Source organism: Bacillus sp. JJ675 (genome assembly GCF_036963165.1).
Taxonomy (GTDB): domain Bacteria; phylum Bacillota; class Bacilli; order Bacillales; family Bacillaceae; genus Bacillus; species Bacillus glycinifermentans.
In genome coordinates this window covers 87,688-111,524 of sequence record NZ_JBALMR010000084.1, presented here as the reverse complement: position 1 = coordinate 111,524, position 23,837 = coordinate 87,688, and the positions used below count along the sequence as shown (strand labels likewise).

Below are 23,837 nucleotides of genomic sequence, written 5' to 3'. Positions count from 1 at the left end.
TAACTACGGGTTCGTCACTCGTACTCCTTGTACGTAAATGTTTACGGAATCAACTGCAAGACCTATTGTATGATCCAGCGTGTATTTGACTTTTGTTTGAACATTGTGTGCCACTTCTGAAATTTTTGTTCCGTAGCTGACAATGATGTACATGTCAATGTGAATGCGCTCTTCTTCCTGACGGACAATCACGCCGCGGCTGAAATTCTCTTTTCTGAGGATTTCAGTCAGCCCGTCTTTAATTTGGTTCTTGGATGCCATACCTACGATCCCGTAGCAGTCAATCGCCGCCCCTCCGGCAACCATGGCGATGACTTCGTTCGATATATCAATCTGTCCGTATTTTGTTCGAAATTCGATGGACACGTCGGTTCCTCCTTTTTGAGTCTCTATGACCGAGTTATCATCATTCTACTATAAGGATCTTCTTTTTAAAAGAACAGGCAAGCTTCCCTCTGGACCCAACCCTACTTATACTACAGCGGGGTTATTTTTTCAAGATGTCAAGGAATTATTCTTGAAAGGAGAATAATCAATAGTTGCAAACGGTTTTCAGCTGTGGTAAATTATTAAAGTATGTGAAGCATCACAAACGATCAAATGATAATGAATAATGATGTTTGTTTTTAGAGTTAGGAGGGAAACGAATGGCACGTAAATGCGTTATTACAGGCAGAAAATCACGTTCTGGCAATTCTCGTTCTCACGCGATGAACGCTTCTAAACGCACATGGGGCGCAAACGTTCAAAAAGTGCGCATCCTTGTGAACGGCAAGCCTAAAAAAGTATATGTATCTGCTCGAGCTTTGAAATCTGGAAAAGTTGAGCGTGTATAAGAAAAAATAAACGCCTGCCCAAAGCGACTGTGTTTTAGGGCAGGCGTTTTTTTCGTTCTTTTTCGTCCGGGGAAGAAGGGGCGCTTGCTAGTCTTTGCGAAACGAACCCAGCATTGCCCGGACGATTCCCCCCAGAAACTTCGGTAATTTAATGGTGTAAAATTTCATTCCGTTCCCTCCTATAAGAGCCCCTGTAAACCGCATGTCTGACACCGGATCCCTAAACATCCGCCTAGCGGAAAGAGCCGCGATATTTTAATCAGTGCTTCTTATCATTATTAATATGCCTTCAGTAAACGAAAAAGCACCTTGTGATCGGATGAGTTCGTTACTAATACATAGTGTCGAACCAAGTGCAATATGACACTTATTTAAAGAATACTTAAATCCTTCGAGAGAAAGGTTATTCACCGTTTCTGTAAACGGCAGGAATGACACATACGGCTTCACAGGGTCGCGCAGGACGGTATAGGAGCCTGGGGAGAACATGCTGATCGCATTTTGGCGGTCGATCATCACGGCGCTCACATTATGTTGGAGCGCCTGGTAAAGAAGCTGCAGATTTCCGAGAAAATGGTCTGCCCTGCCTCCTGAGATGCCGAACATCCTGAGGGTGGCGGGCCGCTGCTCGACCGCCCAGCTGAGGGCGAGGTCCAAATCTGTCTTGTCCTTCTCGGCTTGATAGATGTGGAGGCCGGGGGCGGCTTTTTCAATCGCTTTTTTTTGCTCTGTTGTGATGCTGTCAAAATCGCCGAACGCTTCATCCGGAACGATCCCTGAATCGAGAAGCGTCACCGCTCCCCTGTCAACGCCGATCCAAAGCGTATCCTTTTCCCGGTACTCTGACAAATCGGGGATGAGGTTTTCGGGTCCTCCGGCAACAAGATTGATGTTCATGATCGATGTATCCTTTCTCACGCCGTTTTAAAAAAGAGCCCAGCTCTCGAAGGCCGGCTCTCTTTTTGGCTAAAACGTGTTATCTAAGCGCTCCTCTAATGTCTGCAATGGCTTTTTTGCGGTCTTTCTCGTTGTATATCGCAGAGCCTGCAACGAGCAGGTTCGCGCCTGCTTCTGTACACTGTGCAGCCGTCTCTTTATTGACGCCTCCATCGACTTCGATCAATAGATCGGAAAGCCCGTTCTGATCTGCAAGCTCTTTGACTTGCCTGATTTTCGGAACGACGGAAGAAATAAACGACTGCCCGCCAAAGCCGGGGTTCACCGTCATCAATAACACGAGATCAAGGGCTTTTATCACATGTTCGATCTGCTGGACAGGGGTGTGCGGGTTTAACACGACGCCCGCTTTCACACCCTGCTCCTTGATCAGCTGGATCGTCCGGTGAAGATGCGGACAGGCTTCGGCATGGACGGAAATAATGTCCGCCCCCGCTTTTGCAAACGCGGGAATATAGCGGTCCGGCTCTTCAATCATCAAGTGGACGTCGAGCGGCAGCTTCGTAATCGGACGGACGGCTTCTACGACAAGCGGTCCGATCGTCAGGTTGGGAACAAAATGCCCGTCCATCACGTCAATATGGATGTAATCGGCACCGCCTTGTTCAACATCTTTAATCTCTTCGCCCAATCGGGCAAAATCTGCTGAAAGAATCGATGGAGCAACATATACCATATTTTAATACCTCGGCTTTCTGTCTTTGATCTCTGATAAAAATTCAACGTAATGATCATACCGGTATGAAGCGATTTCTCCATTTTCCACCGCTTTTTTCACGGCGCAGTTCGGCTCTTTTACATGCAGGCATCCGCGGAATTTGCACGCTGCGCTCTTTTCTGCGATCTCCAAAAATGTATAGCCCAAATCTTCCGCTTCAATGCCCGTGAACTCAAGCGAGCTGAAGCCCGGCGTATCCGCGATGAGTCCGCCGCCCGCATGAATCAGCTCGACGTGGCGCGTCGTATGCTTTCCCCTGCCAAGATGAGCCGAGATACGTGCGGTTTTCAATTCAAGGCCGGGGCTGATTGCATTTAACAGCGAAGATTTCCCGACGCCGGACTGGCCGGCAAACACGGTAATGCTGTCTTGAAAATGCGGAATGAGCTTTTCCGTGCCGTCTCCGTTTTTCGTTGACGTCAAATAGACGTGATAGCCGATCTGCCGGTAGTCTTCGGCATAGCGCCTGATTTCGCCTTCCCAGTCTCCCTCGGCCAGGTCCATTTTCGTAATGCAAATAATCGGCTTGATATCATTCGCCTCAACGAGCACTAAAAAACGGTCCAAAAGCGACGTGCTGAAATTCGGCTCCTTTGCCGAAAACACAAGAACCGCCTGATCGACATTGCTGATCGGAGGCCTCACCAATTCGTTGACCCTTTGTTTAATCTCAAGAAGGTAGCCTTCCTTATCATTGTCGGCTTGATATACGACATCGTCGCCGACAAGGGGGGTGACTTTATTTTTCCTGAAAACCCCTCTCCCCCTGCATTGAATGACCCGATCTCCATCCAATACGTAATAAAAGCCGCTTAACGCTTTAATGATTTTGCCCTCGGGCATATTGCACCTCCTTTATTCATCGTCAGGATATTTGATCGTTTTTGACCTGACCACTTTATTGTTGACCGTCACTTGATAATACCCTTTTTGGCCCGGTTCAATTTTAAATTTGATCGTCCGCTCGGCCGGGGCGGTGATTTTAAAGTTTTCATACGAATCTGAGATGCTGTGCTCGGCATCATCGATTGAGATCTGGACGTCGAGCTCTTCGCCCGGCGTATCCGGCTCATAAGGGATGTCGATCTTTTCCGTCACCGTCTTGGCCGGTTTTTTTTCAGGTCCGAGCGAAAACGTGACCTCGACTTTTGATCCCGGTTTGACAGACGTCCCGGCCGCTGGTTTTTGCTTTATGACCTGGCCTTCCGGAACATCGTCGGAATGTTCCTCCTTCTCAACAAGGACGAGCTGGTGGTCTTCCAAATAGCCGGAAGCCGCCTGTTTGCTGTACGTTTTCAAATCCCTGAGCGTAATATTTTCAGGCCCCAGGCTGACCGTCAATTTGACGTCGTCATCGCCGGGGACGATTTCGGTTCCCGCTGACGGCTGCTGGCCGATGACGGTTCCCGCTTCCTCATCATCATACACCTCTTCTGTTGTAACGTGTTTAAAGCCTTTTTGTTCAAGCAGTTTTTTCGCCGTATCGATGTTCTGGCCGACAACATCGTCAACCTCTTTTTTCTCCTTGCCCGAACTTTTATAAAGCTTGACCGTCGCGCCTTCCTTGACAACATCGCCGGCTGCCGGATCTGATTTGACGATCAGGCCTTCTTTGATTTTTTCGTCGGCAATGTCTTCGGCGTTCGGATCAACTTCAAATCCGTCATTTTCTAGAAGGGTGACAGCTTCTTCATACTCAAGGCCGGCCACATTGGGAACCTTTACATCTTTTGGTATGAACAGCGACGGAAACACCGTCACCGCCAAGATAACGGACGTGACCAAAATAAAAAACAGCGTGAATACAACGAGCGGCCACTTCTTCCTTTTTTTCTTTGCTTTTTTGTGCGGGGCAGCCGGCTCTTCGTCCGGGCCGCTTGAAGGGCCCGGGCTTCCGTCATCAGGCACGTCTTTGATGACAGGGACCGCTTTTGTCATTTCATCGTCCGGCGGGATGGAGAATTTCGTTTCATTCATCCTGTCCGGATCAAAAGCCGTCCTCAAATCGCTTTCCATGTCCTCGGCCGTTTCGTAGCGGTGAAACGGATCTTTGGCCGTCGCCTTCAGAACGACGTTTTCCAAACTTTGCGGCACGGCCGGATTCCACCTTTTCACTGAAGGCGTTTCCGATTGCAGGTGCTTGAGCGCGATGCTGACCGCTGATTCCCCTTCAAACGGCGTCCGTGCGGTTAACAGCTCAAACAGCACGATGCCGAGTGAATAAATATCGGATTTTTTCGTGGACAGGCCCCCCCTTGCCTGTTCAGGCGAAAGGTAATGGACCGAGCCCAAAACCGAGTTGGTGTGTGTGATGGTCGTAGAGCTTAACGCCATGGCGATGCCGAAATCGGTGACTTTAATATGTCCCAAATGGTCGATCAGGATATTGTGCGGCTTGATATCCCTGTGGACAATCCGGTTATCGTGGGCGTGTGCGATAGCCGACACGATTTGCTCCATGATCTGGACCGCTTCTTTTGGATGAAGGGGGCCGGATTGGTTTATGTATTCTTTCAGGGTCATCCCCTCTACGTACTCCATCACGATATAATAGATGTCATCTTCTTCTCCGACATCATAAATGCTGACGATATTCGGATGGTCGAGACTTGCGGCGGCCTGGGCTTCCCTTCTGAAACGCCTGATAAAATCAGCGTCATGAACGAAGTCAAACCGCAGCACTTTAATCGCGACTTCCCGGTCGAGTATGATGTCATTTGCCAAATAAACGTTAGCCATCCCCCCTCCGCCAATGGCTCGCAGGATGTGATAACGTCCGCTGATCCGTTTGCCGATTAGCACTTGTCTTCACCTTCTTCAGTTTGAGAAGGAAGCTCCAACAGCGCAACGGTAATGTTGTCTTCACCGCCGTTGTCATTTGCCGCCTGAACAAGCCGCTCCGCTTTTTCTTCCAAGGAAGAAGCAGATTGAAGCATTTCTTTCAGCTTCATATCATCGACCTTGTTCGTCAGGCCGTCGGAACATAACAGAACCTTGTCACCGGGTTCCATTTCAAAGGAATGGGCCTCCACCTCCACTTCGGGATCTGTGCCGAGCGCTTTTGTCAGCACATTTTTCCGCGGGTGATGTTCGGCGTCTTCTTTCGAAATCCCTCCCGTCCGCACAAGTTCATTGACAAGCGAATGGTCTTCGGTCAGCTGTGTGAAGCTGTCTTTGTGGAGGAGGTAGCAGCGGCTGTCTCCTATATGGGCTACCGTCAGCGTTTTCCCCGTATATAAGGCGCAGACGACCGTCGTCCCCATTCCATGGCATTCTTCGTGCGCCCTCGAATGGTCGTAAACCTTTTGGTTGACGGCGGTAATCTGTCCTTTTAGCCAAGCTTCGGTATCAGCCGGTGAATCCGGAATATCTTGCGCCTGCTCCCAGGCGTCCTTTAGGGCAGAGACCGCCATCCTGCTGGCGACGTCTCCCGCAAGATGGCCTCCCATGCCGTCGCAGACAACGGCCAAAACCCGCTCCTCTTTTCCTGCAAAAATGCCGGCATCATCTTCATTGTGCTGACGTATCTTTCCCCTGTCTGTTTTTAAGGCTGTCTTCAACCTTGATTCACCTCGTCTCTTCTTGACGCTCCTTCGCACGCAGCTGTCCGCAGGCAGCGTCAATATCATGGCCTTGCTCTCTTCTGATCGTAACATTGACTCCATGAGACTTTAATGTCTTTTCAAAGGCGAAAATCTGCTCTCTAGGTGTTCTGACATAGTCTCGTTCAGGTACATAATTGACGGGAATTAAATTGACGTGACACTTGATTCCTTTTAACAGCGCTGCGAGTTCTTCCGCGTGTTCAACCTGATCGTTGACACCGCCGAAAAGCCCGTACTCAAAGGTGATCCTTCTGCCGGTTTTCTTGATATAGTAATCAACGGCCTTCATCAGCTCTGGCAGCTTGTATGCCCTGTTGATCGGCATCAGCCGGCTTCTGATCTCGGTGTTTGGCGCATGCAGAGAAATCGCAAAGTTGATTTGCAGTTTTTCATCTGCAAACTCGTAGATTTTCGGAATGATTCCGCTCGTTGACACTGTAATATGGCGGGCGCCGATGTTCAGTCCTTTATCATGGTTGACGATTTTTAAAAAGGCGAGCATTTCCTGGAAATTATCGAACGGTTCGCCGATTCCCATAATCACGATGGAGCTGACGCGCTCATCTGTTTCATCGAGCGCCTGCTGCACCTTGACAACCTGTGCGACGATTTCCCCGGCTTCAAGGTTCCGCTTCAGCCCGCCGAGCGTGGATGCGCAAAACGTACAGCCGATGCGGCAGCCGACCTGTGTAGTGACACAAACAGAATTGCCGTAATCGTGCCTCATTAAAACGGTTTCGATCGTATAGCCGTCATGAAGTTCGAATAAGAATTTCATCGTTCCGTCCTGGGATGTCTGCTTGACGGCCGTTTTGAGCGTTGTCAATACAAAATGCTCTTTGAGCTTATTGCGAAGCTCTTTTGAAAGGTTTGTCATCTCGTCAAATGATGAAACTCTTTTGCTGTATAGCCATTCAAAGATTTGCGTGGCGCGGAAAGGCTTTTCGCCGTTTTCCTCAAGCCAGCTTTTGATGTCATCGATTTCAAATGAATAAATCGACGGTTTTTCAGTCCGCAATTCTTTTCTTACCTTTTGTTTTGATTCAATCATTGTGATCCCTCTTTCTCATGCTGCAAATAAAGAAGCCGTCTGTGCCGAAATAATGGGGAAGAATTTGGATGCTTCCGTCCTTCACATAAGGCGCGGCTTTTTCCGGCAGCCGGTCCTTCAGCGTCGGATCAAGCTCAAATTCATCGTGTTCTTCCAAAAACGCATGCATGACTTGTTCGTTTTCTGTCCGGTCTATTGTACACGTACTGTAGACCAGTGTGCCGCCTTTTTTCAAAAGCGGCGCGATTTCGTTTAAAATCGCGAGTTGAATGCCGGCAAGGCGGGCGCTGTCTTCCGGTGTTTTGCTGTATTTGAGATCAGGCTTCCTGCGGATGACGCCGAACCCTGAGCACGGCGCGTCGACGAGAATCCGGTCAAATTGCTCCGGCTGAAAAGCTTCGGCCGCTTTTCTGGCATCCATTGCTGCCGTTTCAATGTTGGAAAGCCCGAGCCGGCCGGCTGTTTCCCTGATGAGCTTCACTTTATGCTTGTGCAGGTCGAGGGAAACGACCTTTCCGGTGTTTTCAAGGAGCTCGCCGATATGAGTCGATTTCCCTCCAGGCGCCGCGCACGCATCAAGTACTGTTTCACCCGGTTTTGGACCGAGGGCCCTCGCGACGAGCATCGAGCTTTCATCCTGGATCGTCACATCGCCTTCCTTGAAAAATGGGGTTGAGGCAATCGTTCCTTTTAACAGTTTGAGTGCGTCCGGCGAGAGGTCGCCTTTTTCGGCCTCGATTCCCGCTTCGCTCAGGTGCTTGAGCATCGTGTCCCTGTCGTTTTTTAGCCTGTTGACGCGGATCGTCTGCTTTGGCGGTATCATATGAATGCGGCAAATGCGTTCGGCCGCCTCAAATCCGTACGCTTCCGCCCATTCTTTGACAAGCCATTCCGGATGGCTCGTTTCGGTCGCCAGGCGCTTAACCGGATCGCCGATTTCAGCAAATGAAGGAACGCCTTCCCTCTGGATGGAACGCAAAACCCCGTTGACAAATGAAGAAATTCCTTTATGCCCGCGTTTTTTCGCGATTTCTACCGCTTCAAACAATGCGGCCCGATCCGGGATTTTCTCCAGATACTCCATTTGATACAGAGACATTCTTAACAGATGGATCACCCACGGCTTCACTTTTTCCGGCTTTTTAATGAACGGCTTCAGCATATAGTCGAGGGCAAGCTTGTTCTGAAGGGTGCCGTATACGAGCTCAGTTAAAAGACCCCTGTCCTTGTCGTTTAAATCGTTCGTTTTCATGACCGACTGCAGCAGAAGGTTGCTGTACGCTTGATTTTGGTCAAGCTTAATCAATGTATCGAGCGCGACTTCCCTGACATTACTTTTTTTCATCGTTATACCCTAATTTCATTCCGGCTTGAAGACCCGCTCCCCTGACGAAATCTTCGCCTTTCATTCTTTTTTTTCCGGCAGGCTGCACTTCCGTTAGTTTAAGTGCGGTGCCGTTTCCTGCGGCGACAACGATGCCGTCTTTTTCAATAGCAATGATCTCTCCCGGCTCAGCCTGTTTTTCTGCGGGAACTTTTTCGGCCGCCCATACTTTCAAGATTTGTCCTCCGAGGGTCGTATATGCGACAGGCCATGGGTTTAAGCCGCGGACCTGGTTGTACAAAACCTCGCCGGGCTGTGACCAGTCGATCCGCTCTTGTTCCCGCTTAATGTTTGGAGCGTATGTCGCTTTTTCCTCATCCTGCTCCTCCGGCGTCACGGAGCCGTCTATTACTTTCGGCACCGTTTCAGAAAGAAGCGCGGCTCCCGCTTTGCTCAATTTGTCGTGGAGCGTGCCGACATTATCGTGTTCTTCGATGTCAACTTCGACTTTAGCCAGCATATCTCCGGCATCGAGCTTTTCGACCATGTACATGATCGTCACGCCTGTCTTTTGCTTTCCTTCAAGGATCGCGTAATGGATCGGCGCTCCTCCGCGCAGCTCAGGGAGAAGGGAAGCATGGACGTTGATGCAGCCGTATTTCGGATAATCCAACAGCTTTTTCGGCAGGATTTGCCCGAATGCCGCCGTTACGATTAAATCCGGCTTGAGCTCAAGGATCTTGTCAGTCTCCTGTTCCTCCCTCACTTTTTCAGGCTGAAGCACGGGAATTCCGTGGCGCAGCGCTTCTTCCTTAACCGGCGGCGGTGTCATCACTTTTTTTCTGCCTTTCGGACGGTCAGGCTGGGTGACGACGCCCACCACTTCATAGCCGTCCTTAATCAGCGTGTTCAGCACAGGAACCGAAAAATCCGGCGTTCCCATAAAAACAATCCTTGTCATCCAATCATCCTTCCATTTCCGCAAGTTCTTCCGCATCATAGTAGCGCGTGATTTTTGATGTAAATAAAATGCCGTCCAAATGGTCGATTTCATGAAGCATCGCTCTCGCCAAAAAGCCTTCCGCTTCAATGGTGAACGGCTTTCCGCGGCGGTCGAGCGCCCGCACTTTCACGTAATCAGACCGCGTGACCTCACCGTACAGATCGGGGAAGCTTAAGCATCCTTCCGGTCCTGTTTGTTCGCCGCGCTCTTCAATGATCTCGGGATTAATCAGTTCGATTCTTCCCGTTTCATCACCGATATCAACGACAGCCGCCCTTTTGGAGACGCCGATTTGCGGTGCGGCCAGTCCGACTCCGTCAAGTTCAAGCATCGTATCATACATGTTATCAAGTAGTTTTTTCAACGATTTATCAAAAGCCGCAACGGGCTCGGCAGGCGTTTCGAGAACATCTGCCGGGTACGTCACGATCGGTTTTACTGCCAATCTATAATTCCTCCATCACATTGTATTGTTACATCATCATATACGGATTCATATCGATCGAGATCGTCAATTGCTTTTGTTCGATATCGCGCTTGTAATGATCCATAATGTTTTTCAGCAAAGGTGTCAGCTGATGATCCTGTTTGTATTTTATCACGCATTGGTAGCGATATCTATCCTTGATCCTGGCGATCGGCGAAGCGACGGGCCCGAGGATTTTCGCATCTCCCTGAATGTTCGCCTTTAAATATTGGGCGATTTTTTCGGTAACGAGAGCCGTCTTTGTCACCTCTTCATGGGACACGGTGATGAGCGCCAAGTAATAATACGGCGGATACGCCTGTACCCTTCTGTGCATCATCTCCTGCTGAAAAAACGTTTCATAGTCGTGCGTTTTTGTAAGCTGGATGCTGTAGTGCGACGGCGTATAGGTTTGAATGATCACCTTGCCCGGTTTTTCGTGACGCCCTGCTCTCCCGCTGACTTGCGTCATAAGCTGAAACGTCTTTTCAGCGGCCCTGAAATCGGGGATGTGCAGCATCGTGTCTGCGCTCAGCACGCCGACGAGCGTGACATTTTCGAAATCAAGGCCTTTGGCGATCATCTGCGTCCCGAGCAAAATATCGGCTTCACCTTTGCCGAAGGATGTCAGCAGCTTTTCATGCGCTCCTTTCCGGGACGTTGTATCAACATCCATGCGGATCACTCTGGCTTGCGGGAGAATTTTCGTCAATTCTTCTTCGACCCGCTGCGTCCCCGTGCCAAAATAGCGGATGTGCTCGCCTGCGCATTCGGGACATGTTGACGGCATGCCGGTTTCAAAGCCGCAGTAGTGGCATTTCAGGCGCTGTCCGAATCTGTGGTATGTGAGGGAAATTTCGCAATGCGGACACTGGATGACATAGCCGCAGTCCCTGCACATCACAAATGAGGAATAGCCCCTTTTGTTTAAAAACAGAACGGCCTGTTCGCCTTTTTCAAGCGTTTTTTCGAGTTCTTCCATTAAAGCTCTCGAAAACATCGAGCGGTTTCCGTTTCTCAGCTCCTCCCTCATATCGACGAGCGAAACATCAGGCATGACCTGGCTTTTGACGCGGTGCTTGAGGGACAGAAGCTTGTACACGCCTTTTTTTGCCCTTGCAAACGATTCAAGCGTCGGCGTTGCGCTTCCGAGAACAACCGGACACCGGTGGTGCTCAGCCCGTTTAATCGCCGCTTCCTTCGCATGATATCTCGGCATTTCCTCCTGTTTGTATGATGTCTCATGCTCTTCGTCAATGATGATCATTCCGAGGTTTTCAAACGGGGCGAAAATCGCAGAGCGCGCCCCTACTGCAAGGCGGACCTCTTTGCGGTGGATTTTTCGCCATTCATCATACTTTTCTCCTGTGGAAAGGCCGCTGTGCAAAACCGCCACCTGTGAGCCGAACCGGCCTTTAAAACGATGAACCATCTGCGGAGTCAGCGAGATTTCCGGCACGAGGACGATCGCTTCTTTTCCGGCGTTCAGCACTTTTTCAATCGATTGCAGATAGATTTCCGTTTTGCCGCTTCCCGTTACACCATGAAGGAGAAAGACGTCATGACGGTCGTTTTCAACCGATTCAGAAATCGCTTCATAAGCCCGCGACTGCTCTTCTGTCAGAGGAAGCGGTTCGGTTTTTTTGAACATTCTGTCCTGATAGGGGTCCCGGTAAACCTCCTGCTCGCCTTCCTGCAACAAACCTTTTTCCAAAAGCGGTTTCAAGGAGGCGGACGACCCTCCGGTTTTGTCTAAAAGCTCTTTTACGGTTACAGTCATCCCTTCACTGCCCTCAATAAAAAATTCGAGAATCGCTTTTTGTTTGACAGCCTGCGGGGAAAGCCCCGAAAGCGCCTCTTTCAGTTCAGCTTTCGGACGGAGGGCCGATACCGTGCGCTGCGTCTTTTTGTTCGTTTTTTGGTTGACCTTGTACGCCACTTCAAGGTTTCCCTCTTGAACCTGGCGCTGAATGAGCTTTAGTGTCCGGGGATCTTCGATATCTGAATAGGAAAGTGCGTTTCTTTCTGAAAACAGGCTTTGTAATGGTTCTGGAAGCGGTTTTTTCCCGATCACTTTGATTTCTTTCGCGTATTTCGCCTTCATGGCCGGCGGAAGCATCGCCTGTAAAGCCGTGATTTTATATGAAAGCGTCTTTTCCGTCAGCCAGTCGGACAGCTCGAGCAGCTCTTCGGTCAAAACAGGCGTCAGGTCAAGGATTTCCTCAATGTCCTTGACAGACCGCCCGGAAAGATCTGAAGCGTCTTTCACATTGATGACGAACCCTTGAATTTTTCGGGGGCCGAAGGGGACGACAACCCGCATCCCTTTCTTGATCATTCCCCTCCATTTGTCAGGAATCCGGTAATCAAACGGTCTGTCAATATTTTTCGTAGTGACATCGACGATCACTTCGGCAAAGTTCATGAAGACGTCCCGCCCCGTTCGGCGAGCGCAGCGGCGTCCTTAAGGATTTCAGATGCGACCTCCCGCTTCGTCATCAGCGGGTGCGCTTTCTTTTCTCCGTTTTTATAAAAAACCGTCACAATGTTCGTCTCCGTTCCAAAGCCGGCGCCTTCGGCCGTAATGTTGTTGGCGACGACCATGTCGAGGTTTTTGGATGCCAGCTTTTTTTGCGCATACTCTTCGACATGCTGCGTTTCCGCAGCGAACCCGATTAAGATTTGTTTTGTTTTCCGCTGACCGAGCTCTTTTAAAATATCTTTTGTCCGTTCAAGCTCAATCACGAGGCTCCCGTCCTTTTTCTTCATTTTTTGGTCATGGACGTATTTTGGCCTATAGTCCGCGACAGCTGCCGTTTTAAAAACGATGTCTGCGTCTTCAAATACGGATAAGACCGCATCATACATGTCATCAGCCGAATTGACGCGGACGACGTCAACAGCGGACGGCGCTTCAAGCGATGTCGGACCGGAAACCAGTGTCACGCGGGCGCCCAGCTTTGCGGCTTCTTCAGCGATTGCATAGCCCATCTTGCCCGTTGAACGGTTTGAGAAAAAGCGGACAGGGTCGATCTGCTCCCTTGTCGGACCCGCCGTGACCACAACGTGTTTACCTTTCAAAGGGCTCATCCTTCCGCCTGAAAAATGCTCTTCGGCAAGCTCTACGATCCGCTCAGGCTCCTCGAGCCTGCCTTTGCCGACATAACCGCACGCAAGGTACCCTTCACTCGGTTCAATAAACCGGTAGCCGTCCTGATACAGAATGTCGATATTCCGTTTTACGGCCGGATGGTCATACATATGAACGTTCATCGCCGGCGCGATCCATACCGGCGCGGTCGTCGCCAAAAGCGTCGTCGTCAGCATGTCATCGGCGATGCCTGACGCGAGTTTTCCGATGATATTGGCCGTGGCCGGGGCGACGATGACGAGATCGGCCCAGTCGGCGGCATCGATGTGGGCGATCACGCGCGGATTCGGCTCTTCAAATGTATTTGTATATACTTCATGCCGGGAGAGCGCCTGAAAGGTGAGCGGGGAAACAAATTCACAGGCGGATTTTGTCATGATGACCTTCACGTTTGCCCCTGCCTGAACAAGTTTGCTCGTCAATGCGGCCGCTTTATAAACCGCAATCCCTCCGCTTACGCCCAGCAAGATGTTTCGATTTTTCAGCATCGTTTTTCCCCCTTACGTTTTAGTTCGTGGCCGTGAAAAAAATAACAACCTAATGGATAGGTTGCTATTTTTTCGGCTATTAGCGATTTTCTTTTTCAAACGTCAATAGGCCAGCATCAATTTCTTCAAGGGCTCTGCCGACATATTTGTGAGATTTCGGATTTTCGATCTGTTCGTCTTTGTTCATCTGCATTTCGCGGGCGCGTCTTGCAGCAACGGTCACAAGCGTGTATTTTGAATCCAGTTTATTCATGAGAGAGTCAATTGACGGATCTAGCATAAGTTTATTCAACCTCCAGCATTTTCTTATATCTTGGGGCAACGCGATCCCGCCTCAAATGCTCGGCGAGAACGATTGCTTTAATTTTTTCGCAGGCAAGCTCGATGCTGTCATTTTCGACAACATAGTCATAGGCGTCCATCAGTTCGATTTCTTCCTTCGCCGCTTTCATCCGGTTTTCGATGAGGGCCTCTGTTTCCGTCCCTCTTGTGACGATCCGGTTTTTCAGCTCGGCGAGGCTCGGCGGCGCCAAAAAGATAAACAGCCCTTCTGGAAAGGCCTTCCTCACTTGAAGCGCTCCCTGAACCTCGATTTCAAGGAAAACGTCCTTTCCTTCCTGAAGCGTTTTTTCAACATAGTCAATGGGCGTGCCGTAATAGTTGCCGACGTATTCGGCCCATTCGAGCAGCTTGTTGTTCTCAATCATTTCTTCAAACTCTTCGCGGGTTTTAAAAAAGTAGTCCACTCCGTCCCGTTCGCCTTGTCTCGGCTTTCTCGTCGTGACGGAAATCGAATATTCAAATTTTGTGTCCTCCTGAGCAAACAGCGCCTGTCTGACTGTTCCTTTGCCGACGCCTGAAGGGCCGGAGAGAACGATCAATAATCCTCTTTCTTTCATAAGGCTCTTTATCCCTGCCCTTCATCCATGATTTCTTCTTTTACAGAAAGCCTTTGTGCTACTGTCTCAGGCTGGACGGCAGATAAGATGATATGGTCACTGTCCATAATGACAACCGCACGCGTTCTTCTTCCATATGTAGCATCTATGAGCATGCCGCGGTCTCTCGCGTCCTGGATCATCCGTTTGATGGGCGCGGACTCAGGACTCACAATCGAGATGAGCCGGTTGGCGGATATGATATTTCCAAAGCCGATATTGATCAGTTTAATCGTCATCCTATACGTTCCCCCTGTATATTTGGACGTCTCTAGTTTAACCTGATGAGAACGTCCGTAAACAATACGCACAATCGCTATTCTATATTTTGCACTTGTTCTTTTATTTTTTCAATAGAGCTTTTCATTTCGACCACGCGTTTTGTGATGTGGTGATCATTTGCCTTTGAACCAATCGTGTTGGATTCGCGGTTTAATTCCTGAACGAGAAAGTCGAGCTTGCGGCCGCAGGCGCCTCCCGCTTCGCAAATATCGCGGAACTGGCGGAAATGGCTTTTCAGCCTCGTTACTTCTTCCGTGATGTCTGAGCGGTCTGCAAACAAGGCCACTTCCGTCAGCAGGCGGCTTTCGTCAAAACGGTCGGCCGACCATTCTTCAAGCCTTGATTCAAGGCGTTCGCGGTAATGGTCGACGACCGCGGGGGCGAGCGCTTCGATTTCGCCGGTCAGCTTCTCAAGCTTAGCGATGTGCTGAAGGCAGTCGTCTTTCAGTCTCTCTCCCTCAGCTTCGCGCATGCTGCACAGTTCGCTGACGGCCGCTTCAACCGCCTCAAGGAGAACCCGCTCAAGGTGTTCGTGATAAACGGGCTCCTCTTCGATTTGTATGACGTGTTCAAACCGTAAAGCGTCATGAAGCGTGATCTCGCCTGAAAGCTGATAGCGGTCTTTCATTTCGCCGGCCGTCTTCATGTATTCTTCAAGCAGCGGCCAGTCGACCTGGATTTTCCGGCTGATGAGCGCCTCATCGCCAACCGAAACAAACAGCTCCAGCCGTCCTCTTTGTATATGTTTAAAAATCGTCTGCTTTATTTTGTCTTCCAAATAGAGCAATGGCCTTGGCATGCGGGCGTTCACTTCTTTAAAGCGATAGTTGACAGATTTCAGCTCAACAGCTACCGTCAGACCATCCTCCGTTTTGCTCGCGCTGCCGAAACCGGTCATACTCCGTATCATAAAACACACCCAATTCTGTATACTTTCATCAAAAATTGATGATGCTTTAGGCAACAATGTGCCTTCTCACGAAAATGCCGAAGCGATTTCCGGCAAGCTTAAAAAGGCAATAGAAACCTCTATTACCTTTAAGATTATATCATACAAGCCTACTTTTTTCTTGTCAAAAGTGACCCGGCAAGCAAAAAAGTTGGGATGGCCGACATTCCGATAATCAGCAGCCAGTCCGCCATTAAGATCGGCACGGTGTGGAAGATCGGCTGCAGCGGCGGATAGTAAATGACGACAAGCATCAGTACAATCGAAGACAACACGGCGCCGAGCAGATAAACGTTTTCAAACGGGTTCCGTTCAAAAATGGACCGCTCGCTGCGGCAGTCAAACACGTGAATGAGCTGGGCTAGCACCAGAGTGGCAAACGCAACGGTCTGGGCATATGCAAGCGCATCCGGGTTGCGGTGGTAGATAAACATGAATGCCGCAAGCGTCGCCGCCCCGATTAAAAAGCCGCGCGATACAACTTTCCAGCCAAGGCCTCTCGCAAAGACCCCCTCTTTCGGATGGCGCGGCTTCCGCCTCATCACATCGCCTTCCGGCTGATCCATTCCGAGCGCCATGGCCGGGAGTCCGTCCGTCACAAGGTTGACCCAAAGGATCTGGATCGGAACGAGCGGCAACGGCAGGGCAAGCATCATCGCAAACAGCATGACAAGAATTTCCCCGACATTTGAAGCGAGCAGATATCTGATAAACTTCCTAATATTTTCGTAGATGTTCCGCCCTTCTTTGATCGCCGACTTGATCGTGGCGAAATTATCATCGACAAGAATGAGGGATGAAGCTTCTTTGGCGACATCTGTTCCGGTGATGCCCATCGCGATGCCGATATCAGCCTGCTTGATCGCCGGCGCATCATTGACGCCGTCACCCGTCATCGCGACCACATGGCCGTTTTCCTGATAGGCAGTGACGATTTTCAGCTTGTGCTCGGGCGATACTCTGGCAAACACGTACACGTCTTCGACGATTTCTGTCAGCTCTTCCTGTGTAAGCTCATTGAGCGTCTGCCCGTCCATGACTTTACCGCCCCGCGGCAAAAGCCCCAGCTGTTTTGCAATCGCCTTTGCCGTTGTCACGTGGTCGCCTGTGATCATGACCGTTTTGATTCCGGCATCGCGGCATTCTTTAATGGCCTGTTTTACTTCAGGCCGAGGAGGGTCAATCATTCCCAAAAGCCCGATAAACGTTAAGTCTGACTCCGCTTTTTCAAGGGTGAGATTCGCAGATTCCCTGACCGGTTTATAGGCGACCGCAATCGTCCTCAGCGCCTGGGATGCGAGCATTTCCAGCGCGGTGTTCGTTTCGGCGAGTCTCTCTTTTGTAATCGGCTCGCGCCTGCCTTCTTTATAGACGGCGGAGGAGCGCTTCATTAACACATCGGGAGCGCCCTTGGCAATGACAAAGCGCTTGCCGCTTGCATCCTCCGCGACGACGGACATCATTTTCCGGGCCGAATCAAACGGAAACTCTTCGACAATCTTAAAATGTCCGCTGACATACCGGTCCGTAAACCCCGCTTTTTTGGCGGCCGTCAGCAGAGCGCCTTCCGTCGGGTCTCCATCGAGGCGGAACTCGCCGTCTTCTTCAATGATCGAGGATGAATTGCACAATGCGCCAAACAGGAGCACCTGCTGCAATGACTTGTGGTTTTTGACTTGAATCTCCCGGCCGTTCATGCTGAAAGAGCCTTGTGGATCGTAGCCGATGCCTGACACGTTCCACGTTTTCCCCTCTGACCATACGTGGGTGACGGTCATTTTGTTCTGCGTCATCGTTCCCGTCTTATCGGAGCAAATAATCGAAGCGCAGCCCAGCGTTTCAACGGCGGGCAGCTTTCTGACGATCGATTTCTGCCTGATCATCCGCTGAACGCCGAGGGACAAGGCGACCGTGACAATCGCCGGCAGCCCTTCGGGAATGGCGGCGACGGCGAGCGAAACGCCGGCTAAAAACATGCTGTACAGATCATGGCCTCGAACAACGCCTGCCACCACGACAAGGAGCGTCAGCAAGAGCGCAGCCACGATCAGGATTTTCCCGAGCTCCTCCAGCCTTCTTTGCAGCGGAGTCGCCGCATTTCCGGCCGACTCAAGCATATCGGCGATTTTTCCCATCGCCGAGTTCATCCCGGTGCCAATGACGATCCCGATCCCGCTTCCCCTTGTCACGAGCGTTCCCATAAAGGCCATGTTCGTCAAATCGCCGAGCGACACATCCGAAGCCTGAAAACGTTCCGACTGCTTTGATACCGGAAGCGACTCGCCGGTTAGTGCCGACTCTTCTATTTCAAGACTTTTCGTCTCGATCAGCCTGAGATCAGCACCGATTCTGTCCCCGCTTGAAAAATGCACGACATCTCCCGGCACAAGCTCTCTTGAAGGAATTTTGACCCAGCTTCCGTCGCGGAGCGCCGTCACCTGCGGGGCGGACAGTTCCTTTAATGCCTGAAGCGATTTCTCCGCCTTTCGTTCCTGGAAAAAACCGAGGATGCCGTTTACGAAGATGATCGCAATGATGGCAATCGCGTCGATATATTCACCCAAAAAGCCGGAAACCACCGTGGCCGCAAGCAGCACAAGAACCATGAAGTCTTTAAACTGCGAAAAAAACAAAGCCAATGCCGACGTTTTTTCGCCTTCAAGAAGTTCGTTTGCCCCGTGTCTTTCAAGCCGCTTTTTAACCTCTTTTTCTGTCAGCCCTTTCTCAATGGACGTTTTTGTTACGTTTAACAATTCGGTTTGTCCCATCTCGTGCCATTTCATTGAATCGTCCACTCCTTCTGCCCTTAAAGCTTTCCTTTGTCTCTATAAGTCAATTTATTCAGACTCGTCCTAAATCATGCTATAATTATTCGGACAGACACATGATGAAGAGGATTAATAAGAAAAGGGTGTTTTTAATATGTCTTTTGACGGCATTTTTACATACGGAATGATAGGAGAATTGAATGAAACGATTAGGGGCGGGCGAATCACCAAAATTCATCAGCCGTTTAAGCATGAGCTGATTTTTCACATCAGGGCTAACGGAAAAAACCGCAAACTGCTGCTCTCCGCCCACCCCAGCTATGCCAGGGTTCATCTTACAGAGGAAGCGTACGGCAATCCGAGCGCTCCGCCGATGTTTTGCATGCTCCTCCGCAAGCATTTGGAGGGCGGTTTCGTCGAACAGATCGAACAAGTCGGCATGGACAGGGTGATCGTATTTCACATGAAAAGCCGCAATGAAGTCGGCGACATGCTCACAAGAAAGCTCGTCGTGGAAATCATGGGAAGGCACAGCAACATCGTCTTGACCGACGGGGAAAAAGGCGTCATCATTGACAGCTTAAAGCACCTTTCTCCATCGATTAACAGCTATCGGACCGTTCTTCCAGGCTATGATTACATCCTGCCGCCCGCGCAAAACAAGCTGTCGCCGCTTGAGGCGGATAAGGAAGACATTCTCCGCCACCTCAATTTTCAGGAGGGGAAATTAGACAGACAGATCGTCGACACCTTCTCCGGGGTCTCCCCCCTCTTTGCAAAAGAAGCCGTGTTCCGGGCCGGGCTTGCAAACAGGGCAACGCTTCCAGATGCGCTTATGAGGATGTTTGCCGACGTCAAAAACCAGAACTTTACCCCGCAGCTTGTGACAGAAGACGGAAAGGAATATTTCTATCTGCTTGATTTGACGCACGTAAAAGGAGACAGGCGGCCGTTCGGGACGCTGAGCGGACTCCTTGACCGCTACTATTTCGGAAAAGCGGAAAGGGACCGCGTCAAACAGCAGGCCCATGACTTGGAACGGTTCGTCATGAACGAAAAGAAAAAGAACGAAAACAAGATCAAAAAGCTCAAAAAAACGCTGGCGGATTCTGAAAACGCCAAGGAATACCAGCTGTACGGAGAGCTGTTGACGGCAAACCTTTACAAGCTGAAAAAAGGCGATAAAGAAGCCAAAGTCGCCAACTATTATGATGAAAACGGCCGGGAGGTCACAATTCCCCTCAATCCGAATAAAACGCCGTCTGAAAATGCGCAAAGCTATTTTACAAAATATCAGAAGGCGAAAAATTCAGTGGAAGTCGTCAAAGAACAAATCAGGCTCGCTGAGGAAGAGATCGCTTATTTCGACCAGCTGATGCAGCAGCTCGCGTCTGCATCGCCAAAGGATCTGCAAGAAATCCGCGAAGAGCTTCAAGAAGGAAACTATTTGCGCGCCAAACAGCAGCCGGGCCAGAAAAAGCAAAAAAAACAAGCCCCTTCTCTGGAAACCTATGAATCTACGGCGGGAGAAACGATCCTCGTCGGAAAAAACAACAAGCAGAACGAATATTTGACGATGAAGCTGGCCGCCCGGGACGACCTTTGGCTGCACACGAAAGATATCCCGGGCTCGCACGTCGTGATCCGCGCAAGCGATCCTGACGAACAAACGATCCTTGAAGCTGCCCGGATCGCAGCATACTTCAGCAAAGCGAAAAACTCAGCTTCAGTCCCTGTCGACTATACGAAAATCCGCCATGTCAAAAAGCCGAACGGCGCAAAGCCCGGTTTTGTCACATATGACCGCCAGCAAACCGTTTTCGTGACGCCTGATGAAGACCTTGTCATCAAGCTGAAAACTTCGCGCTAAACGAAAAAAAGGCCTGAACCGTTATCGGTTCGGGCCTCTTCTTTTCCGGAAAAGTTCATCGATCTCCCGGACGAGCTCGTCATCGATCAGTCCGTCGATCCGCCCGGCCAATTCGATCGTATGGCTCGGGCTTGCGCCGTTTGTCGAGACACTGATGGTGATGTTTCCTTTTTTGACGATTTTCGGAACGTACACATTTCCGAGCTCAGCCTCGCTCGCAACATTGACGAGCTGGCCTTCTCCGGCTGATCTTGCAATCCGCTTATTCGCCTCGCGATCATCTGTTGCAAGTATGATGAGAAAGGCGTCTTTCACATCTTCAGGCTCCGCTTTTTTCCGCTTCCAGCAAACCCCGTGTTTTTCGATCAGCTCGAGCATGTCAGCCGATACGTCGGGGCTTATGACGGTAACGGATGCGCCTTCGCCCGCCACCGCTTTCAGCCGCCTTGCCGCAATCCGCCCCCCGCCTGCGATGACGACGGGCTTGCCGCTCATGTTAATGTGAAGCGGAAGCATCGGCGGCTCCTTTGAAATCGAAGGAACGGTCATGATTAATAACGGCTTCCTTGACGCGGTTTAAAAAGGCGTTTTTGACGTGCGGGTGGAAGCCGAGATATTCAGAGAGCACAACGTCTGGATTGGTTTCCTTCAGCTTTTCGGTCTCCCTTTCGATCTCCTTCATCAGCATCCCTGTAAACAACAGATACGGAACGATGAATGTCGTTTTTCCGCCGCTTTCTTTAAGCTGTGAAAAAACGTCGCGATAATTCGGTTCACATGCGGTCATAAAACAAGGAATGACCTCATCAACCGGAGCCAGCGCTTTGAGGCGGGCTGCAATCTCTGTGACATCCCGCAAGACGTCCGGATCAGAGCTCCCCCTTCCGATCAATACGATCCTCGCATGTTCATAAGGAACGCCAGTCTCTTCGATCCGCGTCAAAACGGCTTTGACGACCTCCTGATCAACGCCGATCGGCTTGCCGTAAGTGACGCTGATGGAAGGATACTGGGAAGAAACACGGGCGATTTCTACCGGGATGTCTTTTTTGGCGTGTGCGGCGGTCAAAAGGAGAAGCGGCACCGCGGCGATATGCGTCGCGCCCTTTTCTGCGCACGCTTTAAATCCCGATTCAATATCAGGCGGTGCAAGCTCCAAAAAAGAGATTTCCTGAATGGGTGCGGACATGTCGCTTCTGCACCCTTCCAAAAAAGCGGCTGCTTCTTGTTGTGCTTTTTTCAGACGGCTGCCGTGGCCGATATACAAAATGGCTTGTTTCATGTCAAAGCGCCTCGCTTAGTGCTGTATTTTTCAGCTCGGTTTCGTACCAGTTCAAACGCGAGCGGAAGTTGACCACATCGCCGATGACGATGAGGCTCGGGTTAACGATTTTTTCGTTTTCGGCGGTTTCGGCAAGCGTTTCAACCGTGCAAACCACCGTTTTCTGCTTGTCCGTCGTTCCCCAGTGGATGAAAGCAGCCGGTGTTGAACGGTCTCTGCCGTTTTCGATTAAAAGCCTTTCGATTTGCTTCACGTTTTTGATCCCCATGTAGATGACGAGGGTATCGATTCCGGTCGCCAGCACTTTCCACTTTTCCTCAAAGTCTTCTTCTGCCTTGTAATGGCCCGTCACGAAAGCGACGTTTGAACTCGCATCCCGGTGAGTTACGGGGATGCCGGCATAAGCGGCCGCTGCGATCCCTGAAGTGATCCCGGGAACGATTTCAAAGGGAATTCCGTTTTCTGCGAGGCTTGCGGCTTCCTCTCCTCCTCTGCCGAAAACGAAAGGGTCCCCCCCTTTTAGTCTGACGACGATTTTTCCTTTTTTCGCATATTTGACGAGAAAATGGTTGATCGTCTCCTGCTTCATCATATGATAATCGGGAAGCTTTCCGCAGTATATGAGGTCTGCTCCCTCTTTTGCATGCTGAAGGATCTGTTTGTTGACAAGCCGGTCGTATAAAATGACGTCGGCTTTCTGGATCGCTTTCAAAGCTTTGATTGTCAGTAAATCGGGGTCTCCAGGACCTGCCCCAACGATATACACTTTCCCCATCTTGCACTTTCCCCCGATCGATCAAAATCGTTTCACTTCATTTCATTATAAATCATAAAGAAAGCGTTCGGTGATGAAAATGTCACAACACGCCAAACGTTTCCTTTATGAAATAGGAAAGTGCAGTCATTGCACTTTCCTATTGGCCAAGCGTTTTATTTCGTTTCGTTTTTTACGTATTCAACGAGCCTGTCTTTGCACTCGTTCCGGTCATGCTCGCTCGTATTAAGGATGAGCTCAGGCGATTCAGGTTCTTCATACGGCGAATCAATGCCCGTGAAAAATCGAATTTCCCCGTTTCTCGCTTTTTTGTACAAGCCTTTCGGGTCCCTTTTTTCGCACGTTTCCAAATCGCATTTGACGTACACTTCATGGAATTCGTTTTCCCCGAGGAGCTGTCTGACAAGGTCGCGGTCTTCTTTAAAAGGAGAAATAAACGCCGTAATCACGATCGTACCCTGCTCGACGAACAGCTTTGCGACTTCGCCGATCCGGCGGATGTTCTCTTTCCGGTCCTCATCCGAAAATCCGAGGTCTTTGTTCAGGCCGTGTCTGACGTTATCGCCGTCAAGCACCGTCACCTGAAAGCCTTCTTCAAACAGCTGGCGGGCGGCTGCGTTGGCAATCGTTGATTTCCCCGAGCCGCTCAAACCTGTCAGCCAAATAATTCCGCTTTTATGTCCGTTTTTCTCATGATATTCCTTCTTTGTAATGGATGCCTCGTGCCAGACGATGTCTTTATTCACCAACGGTTTTTCCTCCCTTTAAGAAACGCCGGCTGCTAAGCCTTTGATTAAAGTTTCGATGACTTCGGGACGGCTGAATGTGCTTGGCGGGAACTCGCCGTTTCTCAGCATTCCCCTCACTTTTGTGCCGGACAAAATGACATGGTGCTCCCTGTCATGCGGGCAAGTTTTTGCCGTCGCCATTGATCCGCACACATTGCAGTAAAAGCTGTGTTCAAATTTCATCGGAGTGATGCCGATTTCTTCTGGCGTGAACTGACCGAACAGCTCCTGGGCTTCATATGTTCCGTAATAATCGCCGACACCCGCATGGTCCCTTCCGACGATGAAATGGGTGCAGCCGTAATTTTTTCTGACGAGCGCATGGAAGATCGCTTCTTTCGGACCTGCATAACGCATCGCTGCCGGGAAAACGCCAAGGAAGACGCGGTCTTTCGGGTAATATCCGTCAAGCAGCACCCGGTAGCTTTTCATCCTGACATCTGCCGGAATATCGTCTGACTTCGTTTCTCCGACTAACGGATTGAGGAAAAGTCCGTCAACTGTTTCCAGCGCGGTTTTTTGAATGTATTCATGCGCTCTGTGCACAGGATTTCTCGTTTGGAATCCGACGATCGTTTTCCAGCCG

Annotated in this window: 24 protein-coding genes and 1 pseudogene; 2 read left to right on the top strand and 23 right to left on the bottom strand. The window is 50.2% G+C overall.

The window, feature by feature from the left end:
- Positions 1 to 3: 3 nt before the first annotated feature.
- Positions 4 to 366 (bottom strand): Asp23/Gls24 family envelope stress response protein, encoded by a 363-nt coding sequence (locus V7126_RS20665; RefSeq protein ID WP_335498670.1) that lies wholly within the window; start codon positions 364 to 366, stop codon positions 4 to 6.
- A 281-nt stretch (positions 367 to 647) separates the two neighbouring features.
- On the opposite strand from V7126_RS20665, the gene rpmB reads away from it, so the two are divergent.
- Complete coding sequence (rpmB, locus tag V7126_RS20660; protein WP_003181685.1) at positions 648 to 836, top strand: 50S ribosomal protein L28; 189 nt, start codon at positions 648 to 650, stop codon at positions 834 to 836.
- Positions 837 to 923: 87 nt separating this feature from the next.
- Here rpmB and spoVM read toward each other — a convergent pair whose 3' ends face one another.
- The 17 genes from spoVM to V7126_RS20575 all read right to left on the bottom strand — a co-directional run bounded on the left by spoVM (position 924) and on the right by V7126_RS20575 (position 18,551).
- Positions 924 to 1,004 carry a stage V sporulation protein SpoVM gene (gene spoVM / locus V7126_RS20655; RefSeq protein ID WP_003221545.1) on the bottom strand — a complete coding sequence of 27 codons (81 nt, stop codon included), beginning with the start codon at positions 1,002 to 1,004 and terminating at the stop codon, positions 924 to 926.
- Between the two features lie 87 nt (positions 1,005 to 1,091).
- Entirely contained in the window at positions 1,092 to 1,736 is a 645-nt protein-coding gene (locus tag V7126_RS20650) for a thiamine diphosphokinase (RefSeq protein ID WP_335498685.1), read from the bottom strand.
- Between the two features lie 76 nt (positions 1,737 to 1,812).
- Entirely contained in the window at positions 1,813 to 2,469 is a 657-nt protein-coding gene (gene rpe / locus V7126_RS20645; RefSeq protein ID WP_335498666.1) for a ribulose-phosphate 3-epimerase, read from the bottom strand.
- 3 nt (positions 2,470 to 2,472) lie between these two features.
- A complete protein-coding gene (gene rsgA, locus V7126_RS20640) occupies positions 2,473 to 3,354 on the bottom strand; it encodes a ribosome small subunit-dependent GTPase A (protein WP_046129001.1) in 882 nt (293 codons plus the stop codon).
- Positions 3,355 to 3,366: 12 nt separating this feature from the next.
- Complete coding sequence (gene pknB, locus V7126_RS20635; protein WP_216898989.1) at positions 3,367 to 5,313, bottom strand: Stk1 family PASTA domain-containing Ser/Thr kinase; 1,947 nt, start codon at positions 5,311 to 5,313, stop codon at positions 3,367 to 3,369.
- Positions 5,307 to 6,071, bottom strand: a complete 765-nt coding sequence (locus tag V7126_RS20630; protein WP_046129003.1) for a Stp1/IreP family PP2C-type Ser/Thr phosphatase — start codon at positions 6,069 to 6,071, stop codon at positions 5,307 to 5,309. Before V7126_RS20630 ends, pknB begins: the two co-directional genes overlap by 7 nt.
- Before the next feature lie 7 nt (positions 6,072 to 6,078).
- Positions 6,079 to 7,167 carry a 23S rRNA (adenine(2503)-C(2))-methyltransferase RlmN gene (gene rlmN, locus V7126_RS20625; protein ID WP_046129004.1) on the bottom strand — a complete coding sequence of 363 codons (1,089 nt, stop codon included), beginning with the start codon at positions 7,165 to 7,167 and terminating at the stop codon, positions 6,079 to 6,081.
- A complete protein-coding gene (gene rsmB / locus V7126_RS20620; protein WP_216898987.1) occupies positions 7,160 to 8,512 on the bottom strand; it encodes a 16S rRNA (cytosine(967)-C(5))-methyltransferase RsmB in 1,353 nt (450 codons plus the stop codon). The genes rlmN and rsmB overlap by 8 nt, the downstream gene beginning before the upstream one ends.
- Positions 8,499 to 9,452, bottom strand: a complete 954-nt coding sequence (gene fmt, locus V7126_RS20615; RefSeq protein ID WP_046129006.1) for a methionyl-tRNA formyltransferase — start codon at positions 9,450 to 9,452, stop codon at positions 8,499 to 8,501. The genes rsmB and fmt overlap by 14 nt, the downstream gene beginning before the upstream one ends.
- A gap of 4 nt (positions 9,453 to 9,456) precedes the next feature.
- Positions 9,457 to 9,939 (bottom strand): peptide deformylase, encoded by a 483-nt coding sequence (gene def, locus V7126_RS20610; protein ID WP_175076200.1) that lies wholly within the window; start codon positions 9,937 to 9,939, stop codon positions 9,457 to 9,459.
- 28 nt (positions 9,940 to 9,967) lie between these two features.
- Positions 9,968 to 12,385 carry a primosomal protein N' gene (gene priA / locus V7126_RS20605; protein WP_175076199.1) on the bottom strand — a complete coding sequence of 806 codons (2,418 nt, stop codon included), beginning with the start codon at positions 12,383 to 12,385 and terminating at the stop codon, positions 9,968 to 9,970.
- A complete protein-coding gene (gene coaBC / locus V7126_RS20600; RefSeq protein WP_175076198.1) occupies positions 12,382 to 13,599 on the bottom strand; it encodes a bifunctional phosphopantothenoylcysteine decarboxylase/phosphopantothenate--cysteine ligase CoaBC in 1,218 nt (405 codons plus the stop codon). The genes priA and coaBC overlap by 4 nt, the downstream gene beginning before the upstream one ends.
- A gap of 79 nt (positions 13,600 to 13,678) precedes the next feature.
- Complete coding sequence (gene rpoZ / locus V7126_RS20595; RefSeq protein WP_046129010.1) at positions 13,679 to 13,879, bottom strand: DNA-directed RNA polymerase subunit omega; 201 nt, start codon at positions 13,877 to 13,879, stop codon at positions 13,679 to 13,681.
- 4 nt (positions 13,880 to 13,883) lie between these two features.
- Entirely contained in the window at positions 13,884 to 14,498 is a 615-nt protein-coding gene (gene gmk, locus V7126_RS20590; protein WP_046129011.1) for a guanylate kinase, read from the bottom strand.
- Positions 14,499 to 14,506: 8 nt separating this feature from the next.
- Positions 14,507 to 14,776, bottom strand: coding sequence for an extracellular matrix/biofilm regulator RemA (remA, locus tag V7126_RS20585; protein ID WP_003181657.1), 270 nt, complete (start codon positions 14,774 to 14,776; stop codon positions 14,507 to 14,509).
- A 77-nt stretch (positions 14,777 to 14,853) separates the two neighbouring features.
- Complete coding sequence (locus tag V7126_RS20580; protein ID WP_175076197.1) at positions 14,854 to 15,729, bottom strand: YicC/YloC family endoribonuclease; 876 nt, start codon at positions 15,727 to 15,729, stop codon at positions 14,854 to 14,856.
- Positions 15,730 to 15,878: 149 nt separating this feature from the next.
- A complete protein-coding gene (locus tag V7126_RS20575; protein ID WP_175076196.1) occupies positions 15,879 to 18,551 on the bottom strand; it encodes a calcium-translocating P-type ATPase, SERCA-type in 2,673 nt (890 codons plus the stop codon).
- Positions 18,552 to 18,690: 139 nt separating this feature from the next.
- Here V7126_RS20575 and V7126_RS20570 point away from each other — a divergent pair, with 139 nt between their 5' ends.
- Entirely contained in the window at positions 18,691 to 20,406 is a 1,716-nt protein-coding gene (locus tag V7126_RS20570; protein WP_216898985.1) for an Rqc2 family fibronectin-binding protein, read from the top strand.
- A 21-nt stretch (positions 20,407 to 20,427) separates the two neighbouring features.
- Here V7126_RS20570 and V7126_RS20565 read toward each other — a convergent pair whose 3' ends face one another.
- The 5 genes and pseudogenes from V7126_RS20565 to sat all read right to left on the bottom strand — a co-directional run.
- A complete protein-coding gene (locus tag V7126_RS20565) occupies positions 20,428 to 20,922 on the bottom strand; it encodes a precorrin-2 dehydrogenase/sirohydrochlorin ferrochelatase family protein (RefSeq protein WP_046130691.1) in 495 nt (164 codons plus the stop codon).
- A complete protein-coding gene (locus tag V7126_RS20560) occupies positions 20,903 to 21,688 on the bottom strand; it encodes a sirohydrochlorin chelatase (RefSeq protein WP_175076822.1) in 786 nt (261 codons plus the stop codon). Before V7126_RS20560 ends, V7126_RS20565 begins: the two co-directional genes overlap by 20 nt.
- 1 nt (position 21,689) lies before the next feature.
- The gene (cobA, locus tag V7126_RS20555; RefSeq protein ID WP_175076823.1) at positions 21,690 to 22,463 is read right to left on the bottom strand and encodes a uroporphyrinogen-III C-methyltransferase; all 774 of its coding nucleotides are present in this window, start codon (positions 22,461 to 22,463) and stop codon (positions 21,690 to 21,692) included.
- A 155-nt stretch (positions 22,464 to 22,618) separates the two neighbouring features.
- Positions 22,619 to 23,212, bottom strand: coding sequence for an adenylyl-sulfate kinase (gene cysC / locus V7126_RS20550; RefSeq protein ID WP_046130694.1), 594 nt, complete (start codon positions 23,210 to 23,212; stop codon positions 22,619 to 22,621).
- A 15-nt stretch (positions 23,213 to 23,227) separates the two neighbouring features.
- Positions 23,228 to 23,837: pseudogene (sat, locus tag V7126_RS20545) on the bottom strand (sulfate adenylyltransferase); the annotation flags it as partial.